At 73.5% G+C, this 23,629-nt stretch carries 20 protein-coding genes and 1 pseudogene; 15 read left to right on the top strand and 6 right to left on the bottom strand.

Going from position 1 to position 23,629, the window contains the following annotated elements:
• From AB0O29_RS26525 to AB0O29_RS26540, 4 genes and pseudogenes are all read left to right on the top strand, one after another.
• Nucleotides 1–458 (top strand): annotated as a pseudogene (locus AB0O29_RS26525) (2-oxoacid:ferredoxin oxidoreductase subunit beta); the annotation flags it as partial.
• Nucleotides 459–621: 163 nt separating this feature from the next.
• On the top strand, nt 622–1,476 hold the full coding sequence (locus tag AB0O29_RS26530; RefSeq protein ID WP_365155848.1) for an SDR family oxidoreductase: 855 nt from the start codon (nt 622–624) through the stop codon (nt 1,474–1,476).
• Nucleotides 1,477–1,614: 138 nt separating this feature from the next.
• The gene (gene rarD, locus AB0O29_RS26535; RefSeq protein WP_365155851.1) at nt 1,615–2,586 is read left to right on the top strand and encodes an EamA family transporter RarD; all 972 of its coding nucleotides are present in this window, start codon (nt 1,615–1,617) and stop codon (nt 2,584–2,586) included.
• A gap of 247 nt (nt 2,587–2,833) precedes the next feature.
• Nucleotides 2,834–4,177: a M28 family metallopeptidase gene (locus AB0O29_RS26540; protein WP_365155854.1), complete on the top strand. Its 1,344-nt coding sequence runs from the start codon at nt 2,834–2,836 to the stop codon at nt 4,175–4,177.
• Here the strand turns inward: AB0O29_RS26540 and AB0O29_RS26545 are convergent.
• The 4 genes from AB0O29_RS26545 to AB0O29_RS26560 form a co-directional block, all read right to left on the bottom strand.
• On the bottom strand, nt 4,167–4,556 hold the full coding sequence (locus tag AB0O29_RS26545; protein ID WP_365155857.1) for a hypothetical protein: 390 nt from the start codon (nt 4,554–4,556) through the stop codon (nt 4,167–4,169). The genes AB0O29_RS26540 and AB0O29_RS26545 overlap by 11 nt on opposite strands.
• Nucleotides 4,553–4,756, bottom strand: a complete 204-nt coding sequence (locus AB0O29_RS26550) for a ribbon-helix-helix domain-containing protein (RefSeq protein ID WP_344163314.1) — start codon at nt 4,754–4,756, stop codon at nt 4,553–4,555. The genes AB0O29_RS26545 and AB0O29_RS26550 overlap by 4 nt, the downstream gene beginning before the upstream one ends.
• A gap of 117 nt (nt 4,757–4,873) precedes the next feature.
• Nucleotides 4,874–6,073, bottom strand: a complete 1,200-nt coding sequence (locus tag AB0O29_RS26555) for a sigma-E factor regulatory protein RseB domain-containing protein (protein WP_365155860.1) — start codon at nt 6,071–6,073, stop codon at nt 4,874–4,876.
• A 226-nt stretch (nt 6,074–6,299) separates the two neighbouring features.
• Nucleotides 6,300–7,310 carry a polyprenyl synthetase family protein gene (locus tag AB0O29_RS26560; protein WP_365155863.1) on the bottom strand — a complete coding sequence of 337 codons (1,011 nt, stop codon included), beginning with the start codon at nt 7,308–7,310 and terminating at the stop codon, nt 6,300–6,302.
• 220 nt (nt 7,311–7,530) lie between these two features.
• On the opposite strand from AB0O29_RS26560, the gene AB0O29_RS26565 reads away from it, so the two are divergent.
• Both AB0O29_RS26565 and AB0O29_RS26570 read left to right on the top strand, forming a co-directional pair.
• A complete protein-coding gene (locus AB0O29_RS26565; protein ID WP_365155866.1) occupies nt 7,531–9,054 on the top strand; it encodes a peptide MFS transporter in 1,524 nt (507 codons plus the stop codon).
• Between the two features lie 32 nt (nt 9,055–9,086).
• Nucleotides 9,087–11,087 carry a CocE/NonD family hydrolase gene (locus tag AB0O29_RS26570; protein ID WP_365155869.1) on the top strand — a complete coding sequence of 667 codons (2,001 nt, stop codon included), beginning with the start codon at nt 9,087–9,089 and terminating at the stop codon, nt 11,085–11,087.
• A gap of 37 nt (nt 11,088–11,124) precedes the next feature.
• Here the strand turns inward: AB0O29_RS26570 and AB0O29_RS26575 are convergent, their stop codons facing one another.
• Nucleotides 11,125–11,931 carry an HAD family hydrolase gene (locus AB0O29_RS26575; RefSeq protein ID WP_365155872.1) on the bottom strand — a complete coding sequence of 269 codons (807 nt, stop codon included), beginning with the start codon at nt 11,929–11,931 and terminating at the stop codon, nt 11,125–11,127.
• A gap of 141 nt (nt 11,932–12,072) precedes the next feature.
• Here AB0O29_RS26575 and fahA point away from each other — a divergent pair, with 141 nt between their 5' ends.
• The 9 genes from fahA to AB0O29_RS26620 all read left to right on the top strand — a co-directional run bounded on the left by fahA (nt 12,073) and on the right by AB0O29_RS26620 (nt 22,073).
• Nucleotides 12,073–13,299 (top strand): fumarylacetoacetase, encoded by a 1,227-nt coding sequence (fahA, locus tag AB0O29_RS26580; RefSeq protein ID WP_365155875.1) that lies wholly within the window; start codon nt 12,073–12,075, stop codon nt 13,297–13,299.
• Nucleotides 13,300–13,438: 139 nt separating this feature from the next.
• Nucleotides 13,439–14,209 carry a GntR family transcriptional regulator gene (locus AB0O29_RS26585; RefSeq protein WP_365155878.1) on the top strand — a complete coding sequence of 257 codons (771 nt, stop codon included), beginning with the start codon at nt 13,439–13,441 and terminating at the stop codon, nt 14,207–14,209.
• Between the two features lie 44 nt (nt 14,210–14,253).
• Nucleotides 14,254–14,481 (top strand): ferredoxin family protein, encoded by a 228-nt coding sequence (locus AB0O29_RS26590; protein ID WP_365155881.1) that lies wholly within the window; start codon nt 14,254–14,256, stop codon nt 14,479–14,481.
• 14 nt (nt 14,482–14,495) lie between these two features.
• Complete coding sequence (locus tag AB0O29_RS26595) at nt 14,496–15,857, top strand: ABC transporter substrate-binding protein (protein WP_365155884.1); 1,362 nt, start codon at nt 14,496–14,498, stop codon at nt 15,855–15,857.
• Nucleotides 15,854–16,852, top strand: a complete 999-nt coding sequence (locus AB0O29_RS26600) for an ABC transporter permease (protein WP_365155887.1) — start codon at nt 15,854–15,856, stop codon at nt 16,850–16,852. Before AB0O29_RS26595 ends, AB0O29_RS26600 begins: the two co-directional genes overlap by 4 nt.
• Nucleotides 16,849–17,586 carry an ABC transporter ATP-binding protein gene (locus AB0O29_RS26605; RefSeq protein WP_365155890.1) on the top strand — a complete coding sequence of 246 codons (738 nt, stop codon included), beginning with the start codon at nt 16,849–16,851 and terminating at the stop codon, nt 17,584–17,586. Before AB0O29_RS26600 ends, AB0O29_RS26605 begins: the two co-directional genes overlap by 4 nt.
• Before the next feature lie 44 nt (nt 17,587–17,630).
• Nucleotides 17,631–20,438 (top strand): fumarate reductase/succinate dehydrogenase flavoprotein subunit, encoded by a 2,808-nt coding sequence (locus tag AB0O29_RS26610; RefSeq protein WP_365155893.1) that lies wholly within the window; start codon nt 17,631–17,633, stop codon nt 20,436–20,438.
• Nucleotides 20,439–20,741: 303 nt separating this feature from the next.
• A complete protein-coding gene (locus AB0O29_RS26615) occupies nt 20,742–21,362 on the top strand; it encodes a hypothetical protein (protein WP_365155896.1) in 621 nt (206 codons plus the stop codon).
• Nucleotides 21,363–21,458: 96 nt separating this feature from the next.
• Nucleotides 21,459–22,073 (top strand): hypothetical protein, encoded by a 615-nt coding sequence (locus AB0O29_RS26620; protein ID WP_365155898.1) that lies wholly within the window; start codon nt 21,459–21,461, stop codon nt 22,071–22,073.
• A gap of 64 nt (nt 22,074–22,137) precedes the next feature.
• Here the strand turns inward: AB0O29_RS26620 and nuoN are convergent.
• Nucleotides 22,138–23,629: NADH-quinone oxidoreductase subunit NuoN (gene nuoN, locus AB0O29_RS26625; RefSeq protein WP_365155901.1), on the bottom strand; the 1,492-nt coding region annotated here is incomplete at its 5' end.

The raw sequence follows: 23,629 nt of genomic DNA on the forward strand, positions 1-23,629 counted from the left end.
CCGACCACCCCGGCACCGCCCTCGTCGAGATCTACCAGAACTGCAACATCTTCAACGACGGCGCCTTCGAAGCCCTCAAGGACAAGGACCAGGCCCAGGAGGCCGTGATCCGCCTGGAGCACGGGCAGCAGATCCGCTTCGGCGCCGATCTGGCCAAGGGCGTCATCCGCAACGAGCGGACCGGGGACCTGGAGGTGGTGGCCGTCACCGCGGAGAACGAGTCGCGCATCCTCGTCCACGACGCCCACGCCACCACCCCCACCACCGCCTTCGCGCTCTCACGCCTCGCCGACCCCGACACCCTGCACCGGACGCCCATCGGCGTCTTCCGCAGCGTCGAGCGGCCCGTCTACGACACCCTCATGGCCGAGCAGCTGGAGACCGCGGTCGACCAGCGGGGCAAGGGGGACCTGGCGACGCTGCTGACCGGCAGCGACACCTGGACCGTGGTCGGCTGAGCCGGCGCTGCCCCACGACGGCACACGAGCCCGGATCCCGTTCCACGGGGTCCGGGCTCCGCCATGTCCGCCGCCGATCAATCCGCCCCCGATCGGGCACTTTCTAAAAGTTAGCGCTTTCTGTACGATAGTGGAGCACCCGCACCCACCACAGGAGCGCATCATGAGCATCGTCGTCACCGGAGCCACCGGATCCCTCGGCCGCCTCGTCGTCGAGGAGCTGCTGGCCCGGGTCCCCGCCACCGAGCTGGCCGTCCTCGTGCGCAGCGAGGAGAAGGCCGCCGACCTGGCAGCGCGCGGGATCGAGGTACGGGTCGGCGACTACGACGACCCCGCGAGCCTGGACGGCGCCTTCCGCGCCGGCGACCGGGTACTGCTGATCTCCGGCAGCGAGGTCGGGCGCCGCGTCCCGCAGCACACCGCCGTGATCGAGGCGGCGAAGGCGGCCGGGGTCGCCCAGCTCGCCTACACCGGGATCCTCGGCGGGCCCGAGGCGGACTTCGAGCTGGCGGCCGAGCACAAGACCACCGAGCGGGCCATCCTCGACTCCGGCCTGCCCTACACCTTCCTGCGCAACGGCTGGTACCACGAGAACTACACCGCCCAGCTGGCCTCCGTCCTGGAGCACGGCGCGGTCGTCGGCAGCGCCGGCGAGGGCCGGGTCGCCTCGGCCGCGCGGGCCGACTACGCGGCGGCGGCCGCCGCGGTGCTGACCGGCGAGGGCCACCTGGGCCGGGTCTACGAGCTCTCCGGGGACACCGCCTGGAGCCTGGCCGAGTACGCCGCCGAGGTGGCGCGGCAGTCCGGGCGCGAGGTCGCGTACTCGGGGCTGCCGGGCGACGCCCACCTGACCGTCCTGACGGGCGCCGGGGTGCCCGAGGGGTTCGCGGCGATCCTCGTCGACGTGGACGCGGCGATCTCGCGCGGCCGGCTGGCCGGGACCAGCGGCGACCTGGCGCGGCTGATCGGACGGCCGACGACCCCGGTCGCCGAGGCCATCACCGCCGCCCTCGCCTGAGCCCGCGACGGCTCCGGGGCGGCCCGGCACCGTTCCGCAATGTCATGAGTATCTCCACCGAACGGGCATGACAGCAGCCCCGCGCGGCGATACCGTCGTGAGGTTGTGAGATTGGCCGGAAGTAGCACTGGAGGTCCCGTGAAGGCGGAGAACGAGCAGCGCACGGGTCTGCTCTACGGATTCGGCGCGTACGGGATGTGGGGGCTGGTCCCCCTGTTCTGGCCCCTCCTGATGCCGTCCGGGGCGATCGAGATCCTGGCCCACCGCATGGTGTGGTCGCTGGCCGTGGTCGCGGTGGCGCTCCTCGCGCTGCGCCGCTGGAGCTGGATGGCCGAGCTGGTGCGCCAGCCCCGCAAGCTGGGGCTGACCGCGCTGGCCGCGTCCGTGATCAGCGTGAACTGGGGCCTGTACATCTGGTCGGTCAACAACGGCCACGTGGTGGAGGCCAGCCTCGGCTACTTCATCAACCCGCTCGTCACCATCGCGCTCGGCGTGCTGGTGCTCGGCGAGCGGCTGCGCCGGGTCCAGTGGGCGGCCGTCGGGGTGGGCCTGGCCGCCGTCGTGGTGCTGGCCGTGGGCTACGGGAGGCCGCCGTGGATCTCGCTGGCGCTGGCCTGCTCCTTCGCCACCTACGGCCTGATCAAGAAGAAGCTCGCCATGGGCGGCCTGGAGTCGCTGACCGCCGAGACGGCTCTGCTGTTCCTGCCCGCCCTCGGCTACCTGCTGTGGCTGGGGATGGAGGGCCGCTCCACCTTCACCTCACAGGGGCTCGGGCACTCCGCGCTGCTGGCCTCGACGGGGCTGGTCACCGCGATCCCGCTGATCTGCTTCGGCGCCGCCGCGATCCGGGTGCCGCTGTCCACGCTGGGGCTGCTCCAGTACCTGGCGCCGGTGTTCCAGTTCGCCCTGGGCGTCGTCTACTTCCACGAGGAGATGCCGCCCGAGCGCTGGGCGGGCTTCGGCCTGGTCTGGGTCGCGCTGGTCCTGCTGACCTGGGACGCGCTGCGGACCGCCCGCCGCTCCCGGGCCCGGCTGGCCGGCGCCGGGGCCCAGGCGGCGGCCGCCGCGGAGGCCACCGCCGCACCGGCGCCGAGCCGCGAGCCCGCGTAACCGCTCCCCCGCTCCCCCGGCGCGGCCCCGGCCGTCCCTTACGCCCCGACGATCCCCGGTACGGACCCCCGTACCGGGGATCGTCCGCATTCCGAACGACTCTGACCGGATTGCGCTCTTGACGGTCAGTCATGCTCTCGCTGAACATCAGGCTCGCACTGACGCACTAACGCTCACCTGCACGATTCCCACACGTTCCGTCCCATTCCCCGACGGTTCATCCCCCACGGAATCCCGGAGCCCCCACATGAGCCTGTCCGTCTCCCGGCGCCTGACCGCCGTGACCGCGATCGCGGTCGCCGGGCTGTTCGCCTCCACCGCCCCCGCCGCGCTCGCCGCGCCCTCGCAGCCCGCGGCCGCCGTGCCCGCCGCCCTCGCCGCCGCGCCGACGCCGCCCGACATCCCGCTGGCCAACGTCAAGGCGCACCTGTCGCAGTTCCAGTCGATCGCCACCGCCAACGGCGGCAACCGCGCCCACGGCCGGGCCGGCTACAAGGCCTCGATCGACTACGTGAAGGGCAAGCTGGACGCGGCCGGCTTCACCACCACCCTCCAGACCTTCACCTCCAGCGGCGCCACCGGCTACAACCTGATCGCCGACTGGCCGGGCGGGGACCCGAACTCGGTCCTGATGACCGGCTCCCACCTGGACTCGGTGACCGCCGGCCCCGGCATCAACGACAACGGCTCCGGCTCGGCGGCCGTGCTGGAGACGGCGCTGGCCGTCTCGCGCGCGCAGCTCCAGCCCACCAAGCACCTGCGCTTCGGCTGGTGGGGCGCGGAGGAGCTGGGCCTGGTCGGCTCGCAGTACTACGTGAACAGCCTGCCGGCGGCGGAGAAGTCGAAGATCTCCGGCTACCTGAACTTCGACATGATCGGCTCGCCGAACCCGGGCTACTTCGTCTACGACGACGACCCGACCATCGAGCAGACCTTCAAGACGTACTTCGCGGGCCTGAACATACCCACGGAGATCGAGACCGAGGGCGACGGCCGCTCCGACCACGCGCCGTTCAAGAACGCGGGCGTCCCCGTCGGCGGCCTGTTCTCCGGCGCCGACTACACCAAGACGGCGGCGCAGGCCCAGAAGTGGGGCGGCACCTCCGGCAAGGCCTTCGACGCCTGCTACCACGCCTCCTGCGACACCACGGCGAACATCAACGACACCGTCCTGGACCGCAACTCCGACGCCATCGCCTACGCGATCTGGAACCTCGGCGCCGGCACCCCGGTCCCGCCCGGGCAGTCCTTCGAGAACACCGCCGACGTGAACATCCCGGACTCCCCCGGCGCCGCGGCGACCTCGCCCGTCACGGTCTCCGGCGTGAGCGGCAACGCCCCGGCCACCACCAAGGTCGACGTGAACATCGTCCACACCTACCGCGGTGACCTGGTGATCGACCTGATCGCCCCGGACGGCACGGCGTACCGGCTGAAGAACTCCTCCAGCTCGGACTCGGCCGACAACGTGGTCGCGAGCTACACGGTGAACGCGTCGAGCGAGGTGGCCAACGGGGTCTGGAAGCTCCAGGTCAAGGACGTGGCGGCGCAGGACACCGGCTACATCAACAGCTGGAAGATCACCTTCTGACGGGTTCCTCGATGAGGGCGCGGAGCTGCTCCGCCACCGCGGCGACGTCCGCGCGGCCCAGCTTCGCGTCCTCCACGAGGTCCCCGAGCTCCTCCGGCGAGGGGAGCTGCCGCGCACCGGCCACCCGCAGGTACGAGCGGGTGGCGGCGGCCGCGTAGAACTCGTTCATCGGGGATTCCAGCGCCGGGCAGACGGCGAGGGTGTGCAGGAACGCGGCGGCCCGCCACGCGGTGTCGGGGGCGGGCTGCTCGGGCACCAGCACCAGGTCGTTCTGGTGCCGGGCGACGGCCGCGGCCACCCCGGAGGGGTCCCACACGGCGGGATCCGAGGGCAGATGGTGGGCCAGCGCGGTCCAGGCCCACTCCATGGTGATCTTCAATTGCCGAACCGCTCCTGGAAGTAGCCCCAGTGGTCCGCGAACTCCTCTATCCCGGAGAGGAAGTTCTTCCGGTCCTCGTCGAGTTCGCGCTCGGTGACCTCGGTGATCAGCGCGGTGACCGTCGTCCCCAGCGCCGCCGCGCGCGCCTTGAGCCGGTCGTGGAACTCCTCGTCCAGGCGGATGGTGACGTGTCTCGACATGGCCCTCACGGTACAGCGGCCGCGCTGTACGCAGGAGGGGAACGGCACAGGGGTGGCCCGGGACACACGTCCCGGGCCACCCCCGTCGCCGCGCCGGCCGCCGGCCGGCCGGACCGGCTACTTGGCGGAGTCGGCCGTCTTCACCAGCTGGTCCTTGGTGACCGCGCCGACGTAGACCTTGCCGTCGTCCGTGATCAGGGCGTTGACCAGGCGGGTCGACAGGATCCGGCCCTCGCCGAACTTCCCGTGGACCTTGTCCCCGAGGGAGTTCAGGAACTGCTTGGCCTCCTTGGGGGTGTTCTTGTCGTTCTCGACGTCCTTGAGGCTCTTGCCCGCGCCGGAGTCGATCCGCGCGACCGTCGACCAGCCCTCGCCGAGGACCTTCACGTCTCCCTTGCCGTGCTCCCCGCCGGCCAGCCCGCCGAAGCCGGGCAGGGACTCCAGCGCCTTGAACCGCTCGTCGTCCTTGGCGTCCTTGCCTGCCAGGCCCGGGTGCGAACCCTCGGTGACCTTCGCGCCCTTGGGCGCGGTGAAGGTGAAGGAGTCGGCGGCCGGCTTGCCGAAGTCGATCTGGGTGAAGCCCGCGTCGACGATCGGCTTGCCGCCCTGGCTGGACAGCAGCTGGACCCGCAGCGGCACGCCGTTCTTGGCGTCGACCGCGATCTGGACCGACCCGACGGTGGAGCCGGACTGCTTGGGCTTCAGCACCAGCTGGTAGGCGTCGCGGCCGGCGATCTGCGCGGTGTCGCCCACGCTGATGTCGGTGGTCGGACCGGCGTTCTTGAGGATCTCCTGGGCGACCTGCTGCGGGGAGGCGGCGAGCCGGTCGCCCGTCTTGTGGTCCTGGCCGGCGCGGTCGGACTTGTCGTGGAAGGCCTCGTTCGACTTGCTGTCGTAGCCCCAGACGTCGTTGCCGTTGTGGACGAGGGTGTACTCGTCCTTGCCGTCCAGGACCGTGAGCTTCTGGCGGTCCGGGCCGTCCGCCGCGACGCGCAGGGTGTGCGTGCCGTTGGCCAGCTGCGCGATCTTGTCCTCGGGGTTGGCGGAGCCGCCCGTCACGCCCGCGCCGCCCAGCAGCCCGGTGGCCAGGCTGGGCAGGCCCAGGTCGGTGGTGATCCTGGCGCTGCCGGAGAGCTGCTGCGTGTCGGAGGCCGCGACCTTCTCGATCAGCTGCTGCGCCGTCACCTTGGGCAGGTCCGGGCCGCCGGCGTTGGCGAAGGCCGGGACCATCGCGACCGTCGCCGCCGCGACCCCCGCCACCGCGACCGGTACGGCGTACCGCGCGGCCTTGCGCGAGGTCTTCGTGTTCGCTGCCATCTCTGAGCCCTGCCCTCTTGTCCAGGGCGGCGACCGTTGTCGCCGCACTCACCCGATCCGGTGGGGTTTCGATGGATCCATCTGACCAAAACGGCGGGCGCGGGGCGTCAGTCCCCGGGATCAACTCCGCGTACGACCGTGGGATGACACGGGAAGGGCCCCCCTCCCCCGACCCGTAGGGGTCGCGGGGGCAGGGGGGCCCGTTCCGCGGTTGCCTCGGCGGGGCTCAGCCCGCGCGGTGGACCACCGCGTCGCACAGCTCCTCCAGGGCCGACTTCGCGAAGCAGTCCGGCAGCGGGGCGAGCATGGCGCGCGCGTCCTGCGCGTACTGGATGGTGTCGCGGCGGGCCTGCTCCAGCGCGGGGTGCACCCGCAGCCGGGAGAGCACCTCGGCGTGCCGGGCGTCGTCCGTCAGGTCCCCGTCCAGGAGGCGGACGAGCTCCAGGTCCTCCTCGCGGCCCTCGCGCTCGGCCGTTTCCCGCAGCAGCAGCACGGGCAGCGTCGGGATGCCCTCGCGCAGGTCGGTGCCCGGGGTCTTGCCCGACTCGTGCGAGTCGGAGGCGATGTCGAGGACGTCGTCGGCCAGCTGGAAGGCGGTGCCGAGGCGCTCGCCGTACTGGGTCAGGATGTCGACCACCGACTCGTCGGCCCCGGACATCAGCGCGCCGAAGCGGCCGGAGACGGCGATCAGCGAGCCGGTCTTGCCGGCGATGACGTCCAGGTAGTGCGCGACGGGGTCGCGGCCGTCGCGCGGACCGGCCGTCTCCAGGATCTGGCCCGTCACCAGCCGCTCGAAGGCCTCCGCCTGGATGCGCACCGCCTCGGGCCCGAGGTCCGCGAGGATGTGCGACGCACGGGCGAACAGGAAGTCACCCGTCAGGACCGCCACCGAGTTGCCCCAGCGGGCGTTCGCGCTCTCCACCCCGCGGCGGACGTCCGCCTCGTCCATGACGTCGTCGTGGTAGAGCGTGGCCAGGTGGGTGAGCTCCACGACCACCGCGGAGGGCACGATGCCGGGCGCGTAGGGGTCACCGAACTGCGCCGCGAGCATCACCAGCAGCGGCCTGAACCGCTTGCCCCCGGCGCGCACCAGATGCTGCGCGGCCTCGGTGATGAAGGGGACTTCGCTCTTGGTGGCCTCCAGCAGACCCGCTTCGACAGCGGCCAGTCCGGCCTGGACATCGGCCTCAAGAGCCTGGTCCCGCACGCTCAGTCCGAACGGCCCGACGACGGTCACGAGGGGTACTCCTGTCTGCTGACGATCCGATGACGATCACATGGATTGTCAATGTGTCGCTGCCATCACTCAAGCCAGCGTATCGGGTCTGTTTTCGATCACGCAGAGCACCTGCCCGGCAGCGGTCCGGCGGTCCTCCGGGAGACACGCGCGCACCGCCCGATGCGCACCGGTATGTTCAGTGAGAGCCGAAACAACCGGAGAATCTGTTTTGTCCAGAATGACGACGACCGACATGGACGGGCCCGGGGAACCGGGGGCCGATCCGTCCCCGCCCTCGCCCCCCGAGGACGACCGCGGCTTCCTGGGGCACCCCCGGGGCCTGGCCGTGCTCTCCGGGCTGGAGGTCTGGGAGCGCTTCTCCTTCCTGGGCATGCAGGCCATCCTCGTCCTCTACTTCGCCGACGCGGTGGCCCACGGCGGCCTGGGCATGGACCCGGGCACCGCCGCCTCCGTCTCCGCCGCCTACGGGACCATGGTCTACCTCGTCTCCGTGGCCGGCGGCTGGCTCGCCGACCGGATCCTCGGCTCCTACCGCGCCGTCCTGTGGGGCGGCGTCCTCATCGCCTGCGGCCACTACGCCATGGCCGTGCCCACCGCCGCCATGACCTGGACCGGGCTCGGGCTGATCAGCGCCGGCACCGGCCTGCTCAAGCCCAACGTGGCCAGCATGGTCGGCCGGCTGTACCGGACGGACGACGACCGGCGCGACGCCGGATTCGCCCTCTACTACATGGCCATCAACACCGGCGCCTTCGCCGGACCCCTGATCACCGGCTGGCTCGGCGAGCACCAGGGCTGGCACTGGGGCTTCTCCGCCGCCGCCGTCGGCATGACCGCCGGCCTCGCCCAGTACGTCCTCGGCCGCCGCCGGCTGCCCGGACGCGACGGCTCCGCCCCGTACGCCCTGGCCCCCGAAGCGAAGCGGACGGCCGTCCGGCGGATCATCGCCGGGGGGCTCGCGCTCGCCGCGCTCGCCACCCTTCTGGCGGCCATCGGCTGGTTGACGATGCCCCGGTTCGTGGACCTGCTCACCCTCGTCTCGGTGATCGCCCCGGTGGTCTACTTCACCGTCATGTTCCGCAGCCCGCGCGTCACGGCCGCCGAACGCGGGCGGCTGCGCCCGTACGCGGTGCTCTTCCTGGCCTCGGTCGCCTTCAACTTCATCCTCTTCCAGGCCTACTCGACCATGATGCTGCTGGCCTCGACGAACGCCCGGACCGAGATCCTCGGCTTCCACTTCCCCGCCGGCTGGTACGCCTCGGCGCTCGGCGCCTTCGAGGTGGCCCTGGCGCCGGTGGTCGCCGGACTGTGGGTGCGGATGGGGCGCCGCCAGCCGCACGCCTCCAACAAGATCGCCATCGGGGTGGTCCTGGGCGGCCTCTCCTTCCTCCTCATGGTCCTCCCCACCTCCGGGCACGGCGCGGACGGCGGATTCACGATGGCCGCGTGGTGGATCATCGGCTCGTACCTGCTGCTCGGTCTGGGTGACGTCCTGCTGGAGACCTCCGGGATGTCGGCCACCACCAAGCTCGCGCCCTCGGCGTACGCCGGCCAGACCATGGCCCTGTGGTTCCTCTCGCTGGCCCTCGCCAACGGCATCCAGGCCCAGGTGGTCAAGGTCTACGGCCACGTGTCCACCCCCGTCTACTTCGGCGTGAACGGAGCCGTCGCGGTCGCGGCGGGCCTGGCCGTGATCGCGGCGGCGCCCTGGCTGCGCCGCACGATGCACCCCGTCCACTGAGGCGTCCACCGAGGGAGCGTGACCGAACCCCCATGATCATCCGCACCGAGTTCCCCTACGCGACCGTCCACGAGGATGTCCGGATCCCGATGCCCGACGGGGTGGAGCTGTACGCCCGGATCTGGCGCCCGGTCACGGACGAGCCCGTCCCGGCCCTGCTGGAGTACCTCCCCTACCGGCTGACCGACTGGACCTCCCCCCGCGACCGGCAGCGCCACCCCTGGTACGCCGGACACGGCTACGCCTCCGTACGGGTGGACGTGCGCGGCCACGGGTGCAGCGGGGGCCGCCCCGGCGACGAGTACGACGCGCGCGAGCTCGCCGACGGGGTCGCGGTGGTGGAGTGGCTGGCGGCGCGGCCCTGGTGCACGGGCGCGGTCGGCATGTTCGGGATCTCCTGGGGCGGCTTCAACAGCCTCCAGATCGCCGCCCTCGCGCCGGAGGCCCTCAAGGCGGTGGTCACCGTCTGCTCCACCGACGACCGCTTCGACAACGACGTGCACTACATGGGCGGCTCGGTCCTGGCCGTCGACATGCACGCCTGGTCGGCCACCATGCTCGCCTTCGCCGCCCGCCCGCCGGACCCGCTGTACGCCGGCGACGGCTGGCGGGAGCGGTGGCTGGACCGGCTGGAGGGCCTGGAACCGCTGATCCACACCTGGCTCGCGCACCAGACCCGCGACGACTACTGGCGCCACGGCAGCGTCTGCGAGGACTACGGGGCCGTCCGCGCGGCCGTCCTCGCCGTGGGCGGCTGGCACGACCCCTACCGGGACACGGTGCTGCGCCTGGTCTCCGCCCTGCCCCCGGGCCGGGTGCGGGGCCTGATCGGCCCGTGGTCGCACCAGTACCCGGACCGGGGCCTGCCCCCCGGCCCGGCGATCGGCTTCCTCCAGGAGACCCTGCGCTGGTGGGACCACTGGCTGAAGGGCGAGGACGACGGCGTCATGGACGAACCGCTGCTGCGCGCCTGGATCAGCGACTCGCACCCCCCGGCGACCACGTACGGGGAACTCCCGGGCCGCTGGGTCGCCGAGCGGACCTGGCCGTCCCCCTCGGTCGTCCCCGTCTCGTACGGCCTCCAGGGCGCGCCGGTGACCGTGGCCTCGCCGCAGCACACCGGGATGGACGCCGGACGCTTCTTCCCCTTCGGCAACGACGCCGACCTGCCGCCGGACCAGCGGGAGGAGGACGCGAAGTCGGCCTGCTTCGAGTTCCCCGTGCCGGCCGAGCCGGTGGAGGTCCTGGGCCGCCCGTCGGTCACCCTGCGGCTGCGGATGGACGTCCCGTACGGCCAGGTCGCGGCCCGCCTGTGCGACGTGGCCCCGGACGGCGCCTCGACCCTGGTGACCCGGGGCGTGCTTAACCTCTCCGCCCGGCAGGGGCGGGAGCGGGCGGTGCCGTGGCCCGCCGGCGCCTGGGAGGACGTCACCTTCGAGCTCAACGGCATCGGCCACCGCTTCCCGCCCGGCCACCGGATCCGCCTCTCGCTCTCCTCCGCGTACTGGCCGTGGATCTGGCCCCGGGCCGGCTCCCAGGCCGGCTGGACCGTCGACCCGGCGGGCAGCACCCTGGAACTCCCCGTCCGCACGGCCTCCCGGACCTCCGAGGGGATCGTCTTCGAAGCCCCGGAACAGGCGGAGCCGCTGGGCGTCTCGTACCCCGCCACCCTGGACGACCCGCGCCCGGAACGCCTGGTCGTACGCGACGTCGCGCGCGGCACCTGGCGCCTGGAGGTCGACCCCCGCTACGGGGGCACCCGGATCTACCCGGACGGGCTGGAGTACGGCGAGGAGGCGGCCGAGCGGTACGAGATCCAGCAGTCGGACCCCCTCTCCGCCCGCACCCGCTCCGACTGGCGGATCCGCCTCCACCGCCCGGACCTGGGCTGGGACGTCCGGATCGAGACCCGCTCGGAGATCTCCTGCGACGAGGGCGGCTTCACCACGTCGAACGAGGTCGTCTGCCGCGAGGGCGCGGAAACCCTCTACCACCGCACCTGGCAGCGCCGCCTGCCGAGGGCGGCGGGGTGAGACCCGCCGTCTCCCCGCGAGGGGTCGGGGGCGGGCCTCACCCGTAGAGCCGCTCCAGTACCACCGCGATGCCGTCCGCCTCGTTCGACAGGGTCACCTCGTCCGCCACGGCCACCAGTTCGCGGTGCGAGTTCGCCATCGCCACCCCGTACCCCGCCCAGGTGAACATCGGGACGTCGTTCGGCATGTCGCCGAAGGCGATCGTCGACGACGGGCCCACCCCCAGCGCCTCCGCCGCCCGGGCCAGGCCGCTCGCCTTGTCGATGCCCGGCGGCTGGAGTTCGACCGTGTGCTCGCCCGCCATGGTGACGTTCACCAGGTCGCCGACCACCGCGCGCGCCACCCGGGTCAGCTCGTCGTCGTCCAGCCTCGGGTGCTGGAGCAGGACCTTGGTGATCGGGGCCGACCACAGGTCCCCCCGCTTCGGCACCCGGACCGTCGGCAGGTGCGGGTGCCACATCCGGTAGCCGGGCCCTATCAGCATCTCCGCGTCCAGGCCCTCCTGGTTGACCGCCGTGTACACCTCGCCGATCTCCGCCTCGATCTTGCCGAGGGCCACCTCGGCCAGCCCCCGGTCCATGGAGACGGAGTGCAGCAGCAGTCCGCGCGCCGCGTCGTACACCTGGGCGCCCTGCCCGCACACCGCGAGCCCCGTATACCCAAGGTCATCCAGGACGTGCCGGATCTGGGGGACCGGGCGGCCGGTGACGACGATGTGGCGGGCGCCGGCCGTGCGCGCCGTCGCGAGCGCCGTGCACGAGCGGGCGGAGACGGTGTCACCGGCGCGCAGCAGAGTCCCGTCCAGGTCGGTGGCGATCAAGGCATAGGGGAGGGCGGAAGTCACGGCGCCAAGGATACGGACCCCCTTGGACAAGTCCTACAAATAGCGCCCGAATCCGGCCTCCCACAGACCCCATGCGCCACGTAACGTGTCAGCCAGCCCCCGGGACACCCCCGGACCGCGTCGAAAGCGAGGCAGTACCCCATGCCCCAGCAGAGCCCCCTCGATGTTCCCGAGGGCGACCCGTTCGGGCCGCACAACCTCCCCTACGGCGTCTTCTCCACCCCGGGGGAGCCGGAGCGCCGCCGGGTCGGCGTGCGGATCGGCGGGTACGTGCTCGACGCGGGGGCCGTGGCCGTCGCGCTCGGCTCCCCGTACGCCGGGCTGCTCGCCCAGGGTTCCCTCAACCCGCTGCTGGCCGCCGGCCGCACCGCCTGGCGCGACGTGCGCCGCGCGCTGACCGCCTGGGTCACCGACCCGGGCCACCGCGCGACGGTCGAGCCGCACCTGCTGCCGCTGGACGGGGTCGAGCTGCACCTGCCGTACGAGGTCGCCGACTACGTCGACTTCTACGCGAGCGAGCACCACGCCACCAACGTCGGCCGCATCTTCCGCCCCGACGGCGACGCGCTCACCCCGAACTGGAAGCACCTGCCGATCGGTTACCACGGCCGTTCCGGGACGATCGTCGTCTCCGGCACCGACGTCGTGCGCCCCTCCGGCCAGCGCAAGGCGCCCGCCGACCCGGCGCCCGTCTTCGGCCCGTCGGTCAAGCTGGACATCGAGGCCGAGGTCGGCTTCGTCGTCGGCACCCCCTCGGAGCTGGGCCGCCCGGTGGGCCTCGGCGACTTCGAGGAGCACGTCTTCGGGCTGTTCCTCCTCAACGACTGGTCGGCGCGCGACGTCCAGGCCTGGGAGTACGTGCCCCTCGGCCCGTTCCTCGGCAAGTCCTTCGCCACCTCCGTCTCCGCCTGGGTGACCCCCCTGGAGGCCCTGGACGCGGCCCGGGTGGCCCCGCCCGCCCGGGACTTCCCGCTGCTGCCCTACCTGGACGACTCCGCCACCGACCGCCCCGGCGGCTTCGACCTGCACATCACCGTGTCCATCAACGGGCAGGAGGTGGCCCGGCCGCCGTTCGCCTCCATGTACTGGACGGCCGCCCAGCAGCTGGCCCACATGACGGTCAACGGCGCCTCCCTGCGCACCGGCGACGTGTTCGGCTCCGGCACCGTCAGCGGCCCGGAGGTGGACCAGCGCGGTTCGCTGCTGGAGCTCACCTGGAACGGCCGCGACGCGATCGAGCTCGCCGACGGCAAGCGCACCTTCCTGGAGGACGGGGACACCGTCACCCTGACCGCCTGGGCCCCCGGCCCGGACGGCACCCGCGTCGGCCTCGGCGAGGTCACCGGCCGCATCGTGGGCACCCGCTAGTCCACCAGCTGAGCGGCGGGGTGGCGGATCTTCCCACCACCCCGCCGAAACCGCAGGTCACAGCGCTGCATTCGGGCCCGTCGGTGGCGCAATACCGCTGCAACACCACTCACCCCGCACCGCCGGTACGTTCCCTGCCATGCCAGCCGAACGGACCTCCCCGCACACCGCCCCGGTCGCCGCCGCGCGCCGCCGGCGGCTGCGCGCGGACCAGGCGCGCCAGCTCGCCGACCTGCTGCGCCACCAGATCCTGTCCGGCGGCTACCCCGGCGGGACCCTCCCCCTGGAGGACGTCCTCGCCGCCGACTACGGCGCCGGCCGCAACACCGTCCGCCAGGCCCTCGACCTGCTGCGCGGCGAGCGCCTCGTGGAGCGCCGCCCGGGGGTCGGGACCGTCGTCGTCTGCGAGAAGTACCCGCACGGCCTGGACCGGCTCCAGGGCCTGGCCGAGACCCTGCACGAGCACGGCGAGGTCACCAACGAGGTCCGTACGGCGGGCCCCGTCCGCGCCCCCGCCCCCGTCGCCCGCCGCCTGGGCCTGCCCGAGCACTCCGACGTGCTCTACATCGAGCGGCTGCGCCGGCTGAACGGCCTGCCGCTCTCCCTCGACCTGACGTACGTCCCCCTGGACGTCGGCGCCGGGCTGCCCGACTGCGACCTGGAGCACACCGACGTGTTCCGGCTGCTGGAACGGCTCACCGGCCAGCCCCTCGGCCACGCCGAGATCACCGTGGAGGCCGTCAACGCCGACGCGCACTCCGCCGCCGTCCTCCAGGCTCCGCGCGGCGCCGCCGTCCTGATGCTGGAGCGGCTCACCCACCTCGCCGACGGGCGGCCCGTGGACCTGGAGTTCATCCGCTTCCGCGGCGACCGGATCACCATGAGCGGCCTGCTGCGCCGCGCCGTCTGACGCCCCCGAGCAGCCCCCTTCCCCCCCCCTTCCCGGAGACAGCCATGCCCGTGGTCCCCCAGCGCGCCGACGTGCCCGTGACCGTCGACGCCTCCCTGTGCATCGAGGGATGCACCCTCTGCGTCGACATGTGTCCGCTCGACTCGCTCGCGATCCGCGAGAGCGACGGCACGGCCTACATGCACGTCGACGAGTGCTGGTACTGCGGCCCCTGCGCCGCCCGCTGCCCCACGGGCGCGGTGACCGTCAACATGCCCTACCTGCTCCGGTGAAAGGCCCCCAGACCATGCGCGTCCCGCGTCCGAGGGCCCTCGCGCCCGCACTCGTCCTGCTGCTCGCCCCGCTGGCCACGGCCTGCGGCGGCGGGGCCTCCGCCGCGGACGGCGCCCCGAAGACGGTCACCGTGACCGTCGGCTACCAGTCCAAGACCATCAACACCGTCACCGCCGGCACCCTGCTGCGCTCCCTCGGCTACTTCGAGGAGGAACTGGCGGCGCGCGGCAGGCGCGACGGGGTCACGTACAAGGTGGACTGGCAGGACTACGCCACCGGCGCCCCCATCACCGCCCAGATGACCGCCGGGAAGATCGACATCGGGTCGATGGGCGACTTCCCGCTCCTGATCAACGCGGCCCGCGGCAAGGAGCTGAAGCAGCCCACCCGCCTGGTCTCCGTCACCGGCTACAACCTGCGCGGCGGCCTCAACACCGTGGTCACCGCGCCGGATTCGAAACTGGAGTCGCTCGCCGACCTGCGCGGCAAGAGGGTGTCCACCAGCGTGGGCTCCGCCGCCGACGGCACCCTCGTACGGGCCCTCCAGCGCGCCGGGATCGACCCCGAGAAGGGCATCCAGAAGCTCAACCAGCAGCCCAGCGTGGGCGCTTCGGCCCTCCAGGCGGGCAGCGCGGACGCGCTCTCGCAGTTCGTGGCCTGGCCGGGGCAGCTGGCCTTCGAGGGCAAGGCCAAGGCCCTGTACGACGGGGCGGAGCTGAACCTGCCGACCTTCCACGGGGTCACCGTCCGGGAGAGGTTCGCCACCGAGCGGCCCGGGGTGCTGGACGACTTCCTGCGCGCCCAGCGCCGGGCCACGGACTACCTGCGCACCCGGCCGGTGCCCGCCGCCGAGTCGGTGGCCAAGGAGACGGGCCTGCCGGCGGAGGCCGTCTACCTCTACAACGGGGCGAACGGCATCGCCACCTTCGACCCGGCGCTGCGCCCGGAGCTGATCGGGGCGCTGAAGCAGGACGTGTCCGTGTTGAAGGACGCCAAGCTGGTAGGCGACGTGGACGTGGACGCCTTCGTGGACCCCGAGCCGCTGAAGCGCCTCGCGGCCGCGGGCGGCCCGGCGTACCCGCTCGCGGCGCCCGCCCGGCCGGAGCTGTGGCTGAAGGGGCAGGAGACCACGACGGCGTACGACTCCCCGCGCGAGCTGCTCAGGGCGGCGCGCGGGGCGGAGGTCCGGGCGGCGTACGTACCGGACGCGGTGACGGGCACCCTCTGGTTCGCCGACCGGGCCGTGTGGGTCGCGGAGGGCGCCGAGCTGCGGGCCTTCGTCACGGCGGCGGGCGCCCGCGCGTACGTCGGGCTGCACCAGGGCTCCGGGGCGCGGATCGTGAGCTACGCCGAGGCCTCCGGGCTCGCCGGATGACCGGCCGCCGGCGGTTGCTGCGGGCGGGTTCGCTCGTGGCGGCGCTGCTGCTGTGGCAGGCGCTGACCTCCCTCGACGTGAACCTGTGGCTGCGGTTCGAGCAGTTCCCGACGGCCGGGGAGGTGGCGGCCGAGCTGGTGCGGCGGGCGCAGCGGGGCGAGTACTGGACGGACCTGGCGGACAGTCTGCGCCGGATCGTGACGGGCTTCGCGCTGGCGGCCGTCCTGGGCGTGGCCACGGGCACGGCGATCGCACGGTCGCGGCTGGTGTCGGACCTGGTGGGGCCGGTCCTGGAGGTGCTCCGGCCGATCCCGGCGATCGCGCTGGTGCCGGTGGCGATCCTGCTGTTCCCCTCGAACGAGCAGGGCATCGTCTTCATCACCTGCGCGGCGGCCTTCTTCCCGGTGCTGGTCTCGACCCGGCACGCGGTGGCGGCGCTGTCCCCGGTGTGGGAGGAGGCGGTGCTCACGATGGGCGGCGGACGGTGGCGGGTGCTGCTGTCCGTGGTCCTGCCGGGGGCCCTGCCGGGGATCTTCGGCGGGCTGTCGGTGGGGATCGGGGTCTCGTGGATCTGCGTGATCTCGGCGGAGATGATCTCGGGCGAGTACGGGGTCGGGTACCGGACCTGGCAGGACTACACGGTCGTGGACTATCCCGGGGTCTTCGTCGGCATGGCGACGATCGGCGCGCTGGGCTGGCTCACGGCCACGGCGGTGGAACGCCTGGGCCACCGCCTCACCGCCTGGCTCCCCCGCCCGGCCACCGCCCCGGCCGGGCCGCCCGCCCTCCGGCGCCCCTTCCCGAACCCGGGGGCTACGCCCCCGGACCCCCGCGCCTCAAACGCCGGCGGGGCCGTCTTCGAGCCCGCGCGGCGATTGAGCGCACCCGGCGCGGAGCGCCGGAACGGGGTCCGGGGCGAAGCCCCGGGGAACGGCGGAAGGGCGGGTAGGGGACCGGCCCCGCAGGGCACGACCACCGGAGGTACCCGGACATGACCACCCCGACCACCACCCAGGAGGGGACCGGCGCGGCCCTCGCCCTGCGCGCAGCCCGCCTCGGCCACCCCGCCACCGGCCCGGTCCTCGACGCCGTCGACCTGACCGTCGAGCCCGGCGAGGTGCTCGCCGTCGTCGGCCCCTCCGGCTGCGGCAAGTCGACCCTGCTGCGGACCCTCGCCGGACTGCTCCCGCCCCTGGCCGGCACCGTCGAACAGGACGGCCGCCCCGTCACCGGCCCCGGCCCCGACCGGGCCCTGGTGTTCCAGGACGACGCCCTGCTGCCCTGGCGGACCGTACGGGCCAACGTCGAACTGCCCCTCCAGATCCGCAAGGTCCCCCGCGCCGAACGGCGCCGGACCGCCGCCGACTGGCTGGAGCGCGTCGGCCTCGCGGCGCACGCCCACAAGCTCCCCCACCAGCTGTCCGGCGGCCAGCGCCAGCGCGTCCAGCTGGCCCGGGCCCTCGCCGCCCGCCCCCGGGCCGTCCTGATGGACGAACCCTTCGGCGCGCTCGACGCCCAGACCCGCGCCGGGATGCAGGACCTGCTGGTGGACGTCCTGGCCGGTACCGGGGCCACCGTCGTCTTCGTCACCCACGACGTGGACGAGGCCCTCCACCTGGGCGACCGGATCGCCCTGCCGGCCACCGGCGAGGTGCTCCCCGTACCGGCCCCGCGCGACCGCACCGCCACCCACCCCGAGCTGCGCGCGCACATCCTCTCCTCCCTCTGACCCCGAACCCGACCCCGACCCCGACCTCTGGAAGGCAGTACACCGTGGACATCCCCGCGATCGGCGACGCCGAGGAACTCTCCTGCGACGTCCTCGTCATCGGCGGCGGCACCGCCGGCACGATGGCCGCGCTGACCGCCGCCGAGCGCGGGGCCAGGGTCCTGCTGCTGGAGAAGGCGCACGTCCGCCACTCCGGCGCCCTCGCCATGGGCATGGACGGGGTCAACAACGCCGTCATCCCCGGCCGGGCCGAACCGGACGACTACGTCGCCGAGATCACCCGCGCCAACGACGGGATCGTCGACCAGTCCACCGTCCGCCAGACCGCCACCCGCGGCTTCGCGATGGTGCGGCGGCTGGAGTCGTACGGGGTGAAGTTCGAGAAGGACGAGCACGGCGAGTACGCGGTGCGCCGGGTCCACCGCTCGGGCTCGTACGTGCTGCCGATGCCGGAGGGCAAGGACGTCAAGAAGGTGCTCTACCGGCAGCTGCGCCGCCGCGAGATGCGCGAGCGGATCAGGATCGAGAACCGGGTGATGCCGGTGCGGGTCCTCACCTCCCCGGAGGACGGCCGGGCCATCGGGGCGGCGGCCTTCAACACCCGTACCGGGGCGTTCGTGACGGTGCGGGCCGGGGCGGTGGTCCTGGCGACCGGCCCCTGCGGCCGGCTCGGACTGCCGGCCTCCGGGTACCTGTACGGGACGTACGAGAACCCGACCAACGCCGGGGACGGCTACGCCATGGCGTACCACGCGGGCGCGGCGCTGACCGGGATCGAGTGCTTCCAGATCAATCCGCTGATCAAGGACTACAACGGTCCGGCGTGCGCGTACGTCGCCAACCCCTTCGGCGGCTACCAGGTCAACCGGCACGGCGAACGGTTCGTGGACTCCGACTACTGGTCGGGGCAGATGATGGCCGAGTTCGCGGCGGAACTGGCCTCGGACCGGGGCCCGGTGTACCTCAAGCTCAGCCACCTGCCCGAGGAGTCGGTGGCCGCGCTGGAGTCGATCCTGCACACGACGGAGCGGCCGACGCGCGGCACGTTCCACGCGGGGCGCGGGCACGACTACCGCACGCACGACGTCGAGATGCACATCTCGGAGATCGGGCTGTGCGGCGGGCACTCGGCGTCGGGCGTCCGGGTGGACGACCACGCCCGCACCACGGTGCCCCGGCTGTACGCGGCCGGTGACCTGGCCTCCGTACCGCACAACTACATGATCGGGGCGTTCGTCTTCGGCGATCTGGCGGGCGAGGACGCGGCGCGGTACACGGCGTACGAGGGCGAGCTGCCGGCGGATCAGCTGGCGGCGGCGCACGAGCTGGTGTACCGGCCGCTGCGGCATCCGGACGGGCCTCCGCAGCAGCAGGTGGAGTACAAGCTGCGGCGGTTCGTGAACGACTACGTGGCCCCGCCGAAGTCGGGCGCGAAGCTGTCGCTGGCCGTGGAGGCCTTCACCCGGATGAGCGGCGAGATCGAGGAGATGGGGGCGCTGACCCCGCACGAGCTGATGCGGTGCGCGGAGGTGTCCTTCATCCGGGACTGCGCGGAGATGGCGGCGCGGGCGTCGCTGGCGCGCACGGAGTCCCGCTGGGGGCTGTACCACGAGCGGCTCGACCATCCGGAGCGGGCGGACGCGGACTGGCTGTACCACCTGGACCTGCGCAAGTCGGCGTCGGGCGGGATGGAGTTCACGGCCCGGCCGGTGGAGCCGTACGTGGTCCCCGTCCCGGAGTTCGCCCCGCCGGGCGGCCCGTCACGACCGCTGGGCGAGGTCGAACCCCTGGACGTGGCGACGGCGGGCCCGACGAAGTCCGCCCCGAGGGCACGCGGGGGTCAGGCACCGGGCGGTCCCGCGGCGGGGGTGGGGGGCGGCGGCTCCGGCACCGGGTCCGGCGGGACCGGCTCGGAGGCGGACACCGGCTCGGGCTCGGGCGGCGGATCCGCCACCGGCACCGGGTCCGGGTCGCCGCGGATCCTGGAGGTGCTCGCGCTCGCCGAGGAGGCGCCCGGGCTGGCGGTGCTGCACGGCTACCTCACCGACCCGGATCCGGCCGTGCGGGCGGCGGCCGTCGCCGCCGTCGGGGAGACCGTGCCGGGCGGGGCCGGGCCGGCGCTGGCCGGGCGGCTGCGGGACGCGGATCCCGGCGTACGGGCCGCCGCCGCCGGCGCGCTGCGGGAGCTGCTGGAGGTGCTGCCGGGCGACGCGGAGCTGGACGCCGGGCTGCAGGAGGCCCTGGCGGTGGACGACCGGGTGGTGCGGGCGGCCGCGCTGGAGGGGCTGCGCGCGCTGCGGCTGGGCGACGCCCCGCTGTACGCGCGGTCGCTGGCCGACCCCGATACGGAAGTCCGGGTGCAGGCCGTCCGGGCGCTGGTCTCGGTGGACGCGCTCGGGGAGCTGGCGGCGGCCGCCGGGGACGGGGCCCGCGAGGTGCGGGTGGCCGTCGCGAAGGGGCTGGCGGCGGTCGCCGGGGAGGGGACCGGGACGCGGGCCGCGCTGGCGCCGCTCCTGGACGACCCGGACCCGCTGGTGCGGGGGGCCGCGCTGGGGGCCCTGGCCGCCACGGGCTGCCCCCCGCCGTACGCCGGCACCGCCACGGCGGCGCTGGCGGATCCCGCCTGGCAGGTCCGCGCGGGGGCGGCGGCCGCGCTGTCGGCGGCGGACGCCGGGACGGCCGTGCCGGCGCTGACCGCGGCCCTGTCCGCCGACCCCGACGCGGACGTCCGCAAGGCGGCGGTACTGGCCCTGCTGGCCCACACCGATTCCCCGGCGGCCCGCGAGGCCCTGGCCGGTGCGGTGAAGGACCCCGACGCCGACGTCCGCGCCTACGCGAGCCGCGCCGCCTGACCCACACCCACCCGGCGGGCTTCCGGCAAGGCCCCGCGCCGGCGGGCCCCGGCCCTCGCCCGCATGACCCGGCGGCCCCGCCCGCCCGGCGCACCCCGCTCCCCGCCGCGCGGCGCCGGGCCCGCCCGCACCGCTCGGCCGGCCCGGCACGGCAAGCCGGCCGCGCGCTGGCGGGCCTGGGCCCTCGCCCGCACCACCCGACCCGCCGGACACCACCCGACCCGCCCGCACCGGGCGCCGCGTGCCTACGCCGGGCGCGCCGTCCGAGTGGCGGGGCCCGTGGGCGGCGGTGACGCTGCCTGCATGGCCCCTCGTACCGGCAGACTGCTCCCCCTCGCCCTCGCGGCCGCCGCCACCCTGGCGGCCGCGCCGTCCGCGCCCGCGGCCGCCGGCGCGCCCAGGCCCCGGCTGACGCCCTCCGCCCAACTGGCCCTGGCCTACCGGGCGACCGCCAAGTACCACCAGCACGGCGTCGGCGTCGCCGCCGGCTACGTGCCCGACCAGTACTGCGTGGTGAACCCGAACGGCGGCTCCGGCGCGCTGGGTTACCCGCACTTCAACCACGCCTACGACGGTTCCGTGGACCCGGCGAAGCCCACCGCGCTGCTCTACGAGGGTGACGGGAAGGGCCACTGGAACCTGGTCGGCCTGGAATGGATGGTCGTCGACAAGGACGGCCGCACCGACACCGACGACGACCGCCCCAGCCTCTTCGGCGAGCCCTTCAAGGGCCCGCTGCCCGCCCGCTACAAGGGACAGAAGGTGCACTACTCGCTGCACCTGTGGCTGTGGAAGGACAACCCGTCCGGGCGGTTCGAGCCGTTCAACCCGAACGTGGTCTGCCGCCCCGGCACCACCCGCCCCCGCCCGGCCACCCCGGTCGCCCCGGCCGTCGCCCCCTCCCCCGCGGCCACCTCCCCGTAGGGCCCCCGTTCGGCGGCCCGCCGCGTGCACGGCCCGCGCCCCGCCGGGATGGTGGAACGACAGCCCCTCCGGGACCCCCGAACACCAGGAGCTCCCATGCCCGCAGCCCGCGGCCTCAAGGCCCTGTCCGCCTGTGCCGTCGCCGCCGCCTCCGTCGTCCTGGCGGCCCTGCCCCCGGCGCACGCCGTGGACGGTCCGGCGCCCGACCCGCACGACGCGAAGGCGATGCGCGACATGGCCACGGCCATGGCGGTGACCGCCAAGTACGTGGACGAACGGGAGGCGATCAAGGACGGCTACGTACCGCACGGCAAGGAGTGCATGACCAACCCCTTCGGGGTGGGCGCCATGGGCTACCACTACGTCAAGGAGTCCAACTGGGGTTCGACGGACCCCGCCCGCCCGACCGCGCTCCTCTACAGCACGGAGAAGGACCGCAACGGCCGCCGCAGGCTGGAGACGGTGGAGTGGATGTCCGCCGACCGGGACCAGGACCTGAAGACCACCGACGACCGGCCGACCATGTTCGGGCTGCCCTTCGACGGGCCCATGCCCGGCCACTGGGAGGGCATGCCCAAGCACTACGACCTGCACATGTGGGCGTACCGGGACAACCCGGCGGGCCGCTTCCACAACTGGAACACCGCCCTGAAGTGCCCCGGCACCACCGCCTCCACGAAGCCCGACCCGGCGCACGCCCACCACGGCTAGACCGGCCCGGACGCACGAGGGCCCGGCTCCCCGCGGGGAACCGGGCCCTCGGCCTGTGACGGGGTCAGCGCACGAAGGTGCTCGCGTGTCCGGCCAGGTCCAGGAAGTACTGCGGCGCCAGGCCCAGCACCAGGGTGACGGCGACGCCGACCGCGATGGTGGTCATCGTCAGCGGCGAGGGCACCGCCACCGTCGGCCCGTCGGCCTTGGGCTCGCTGAAGAACATCAGCACGATCACCCGGATGTAGAAGAACGCGGCGATCGCCGAGGAGATCACACCGACGACGACCAGCGCCCCGGCCCCGCCCTCGGCGGCCGCCTTGAACACGGCGAACTTCCCGGCGAAGCCGGACGTCAGCGGAATGCCGGCGAAGGCCAGCAGGAACACCGCGAACACGGCCGCGGTGAGCGGCGAACGCCGCCCGAGCCCGGCCCACTTCGACAGGTGCGTGGCCTCGCCGCCCGCGTCGCGCACCAGCGTGACCACGGCGAACGCGCCGATCGTCACGAAGGAGTAGGCGCCCAGGTAGAAGAGGACGGACTTGACGCCCTCCTCCGACGTGGCGATCACACCGGCCAGGATGAACCCGGCGTGCGCGATCGAGGAGTACGCCAGCAGCCGCTTCACGTCGGTCTGCGTCACGGCGATCACCGCGCCCGCGAGCATGGTGACGATCGCGACGCCCCACATCACCGGCCGCCAGTCCCAGCGCAGCCCGGGCAGGACCACGTAGAGCAGGCGCAGCAGGGCGCCGAAGGCGGCCACCTTGGTCGCGGCCGCCATGAAGCCGGTCACGGGGGTGGGGGCGCCCTGGTAGACGTCCGGGGTCCACATGTGGAAGGGGACCGCGCCGACCTTGAAGAGCAGGCCCATCAGGATCAGCGCGCCGCCGATCAGGAGCAGCGCGTCGTTGCCCATGGTGGAGGCCAGCGCCGGGTCGACGGTGGCGACGGTGCCGTCGACCACGTCCGCGATGGCGGCGTAGGAGACGGAGCCGGCGTAGCCGTAGAGCAGGGCGATGCCGAAGAGCAGGAACGCCGAGGAGAAGGCGCCGAGCAGGAAGTACTTGACGGCCGCCTCCTGCGACATCAGCCGCTGGCGACGGGCGACGGCGCAGAGCAGGTACAGCGGGAGGGAGAAGACCTCCAGCGCGATGAACAGGGTCAGCAGGTCGTTGGCCGCCGGGAAGATCAGCATCCCGGAGACCGCGAACAGGGCCAGCGGGAACACCTCGGTGGTGGTGAACCCGGCCTTGACGGCGGCCTTCTCGCTGTCGCTGCCCGGTACGGACGCGGCCTGGGCGGCGAAGGAGTCCACCCGGTTGCCGTGCGCCTTGGGGTCGAGGCGGCGCTCGGCGAAGGTGAACACGGCCACGACCGAGGCCAGCAGGATGGTGCCCTGGAGGAACAGCGCCGGGCCGTCGACGGCGATGGCGCCCATGGCCGCGACGTGCGCCTTGGTGCCGCCGTACCCGCCGGCGGCGAGGCCGACGACCGCCGCGAAGGCCGCGGCGAGGGAGGCGACGGCGAGGAACACCTGGACGTAGTAGCGGGAC

It is taken from the genome of Streptomyces sp. NPDC089915 (assembly GCF_040684675.1).
Classification (GTDB): Bacteria; Actinomycetota; Actinomycetes; order Streptomycetales; family Streptomycetaceae; genus Streptomyces.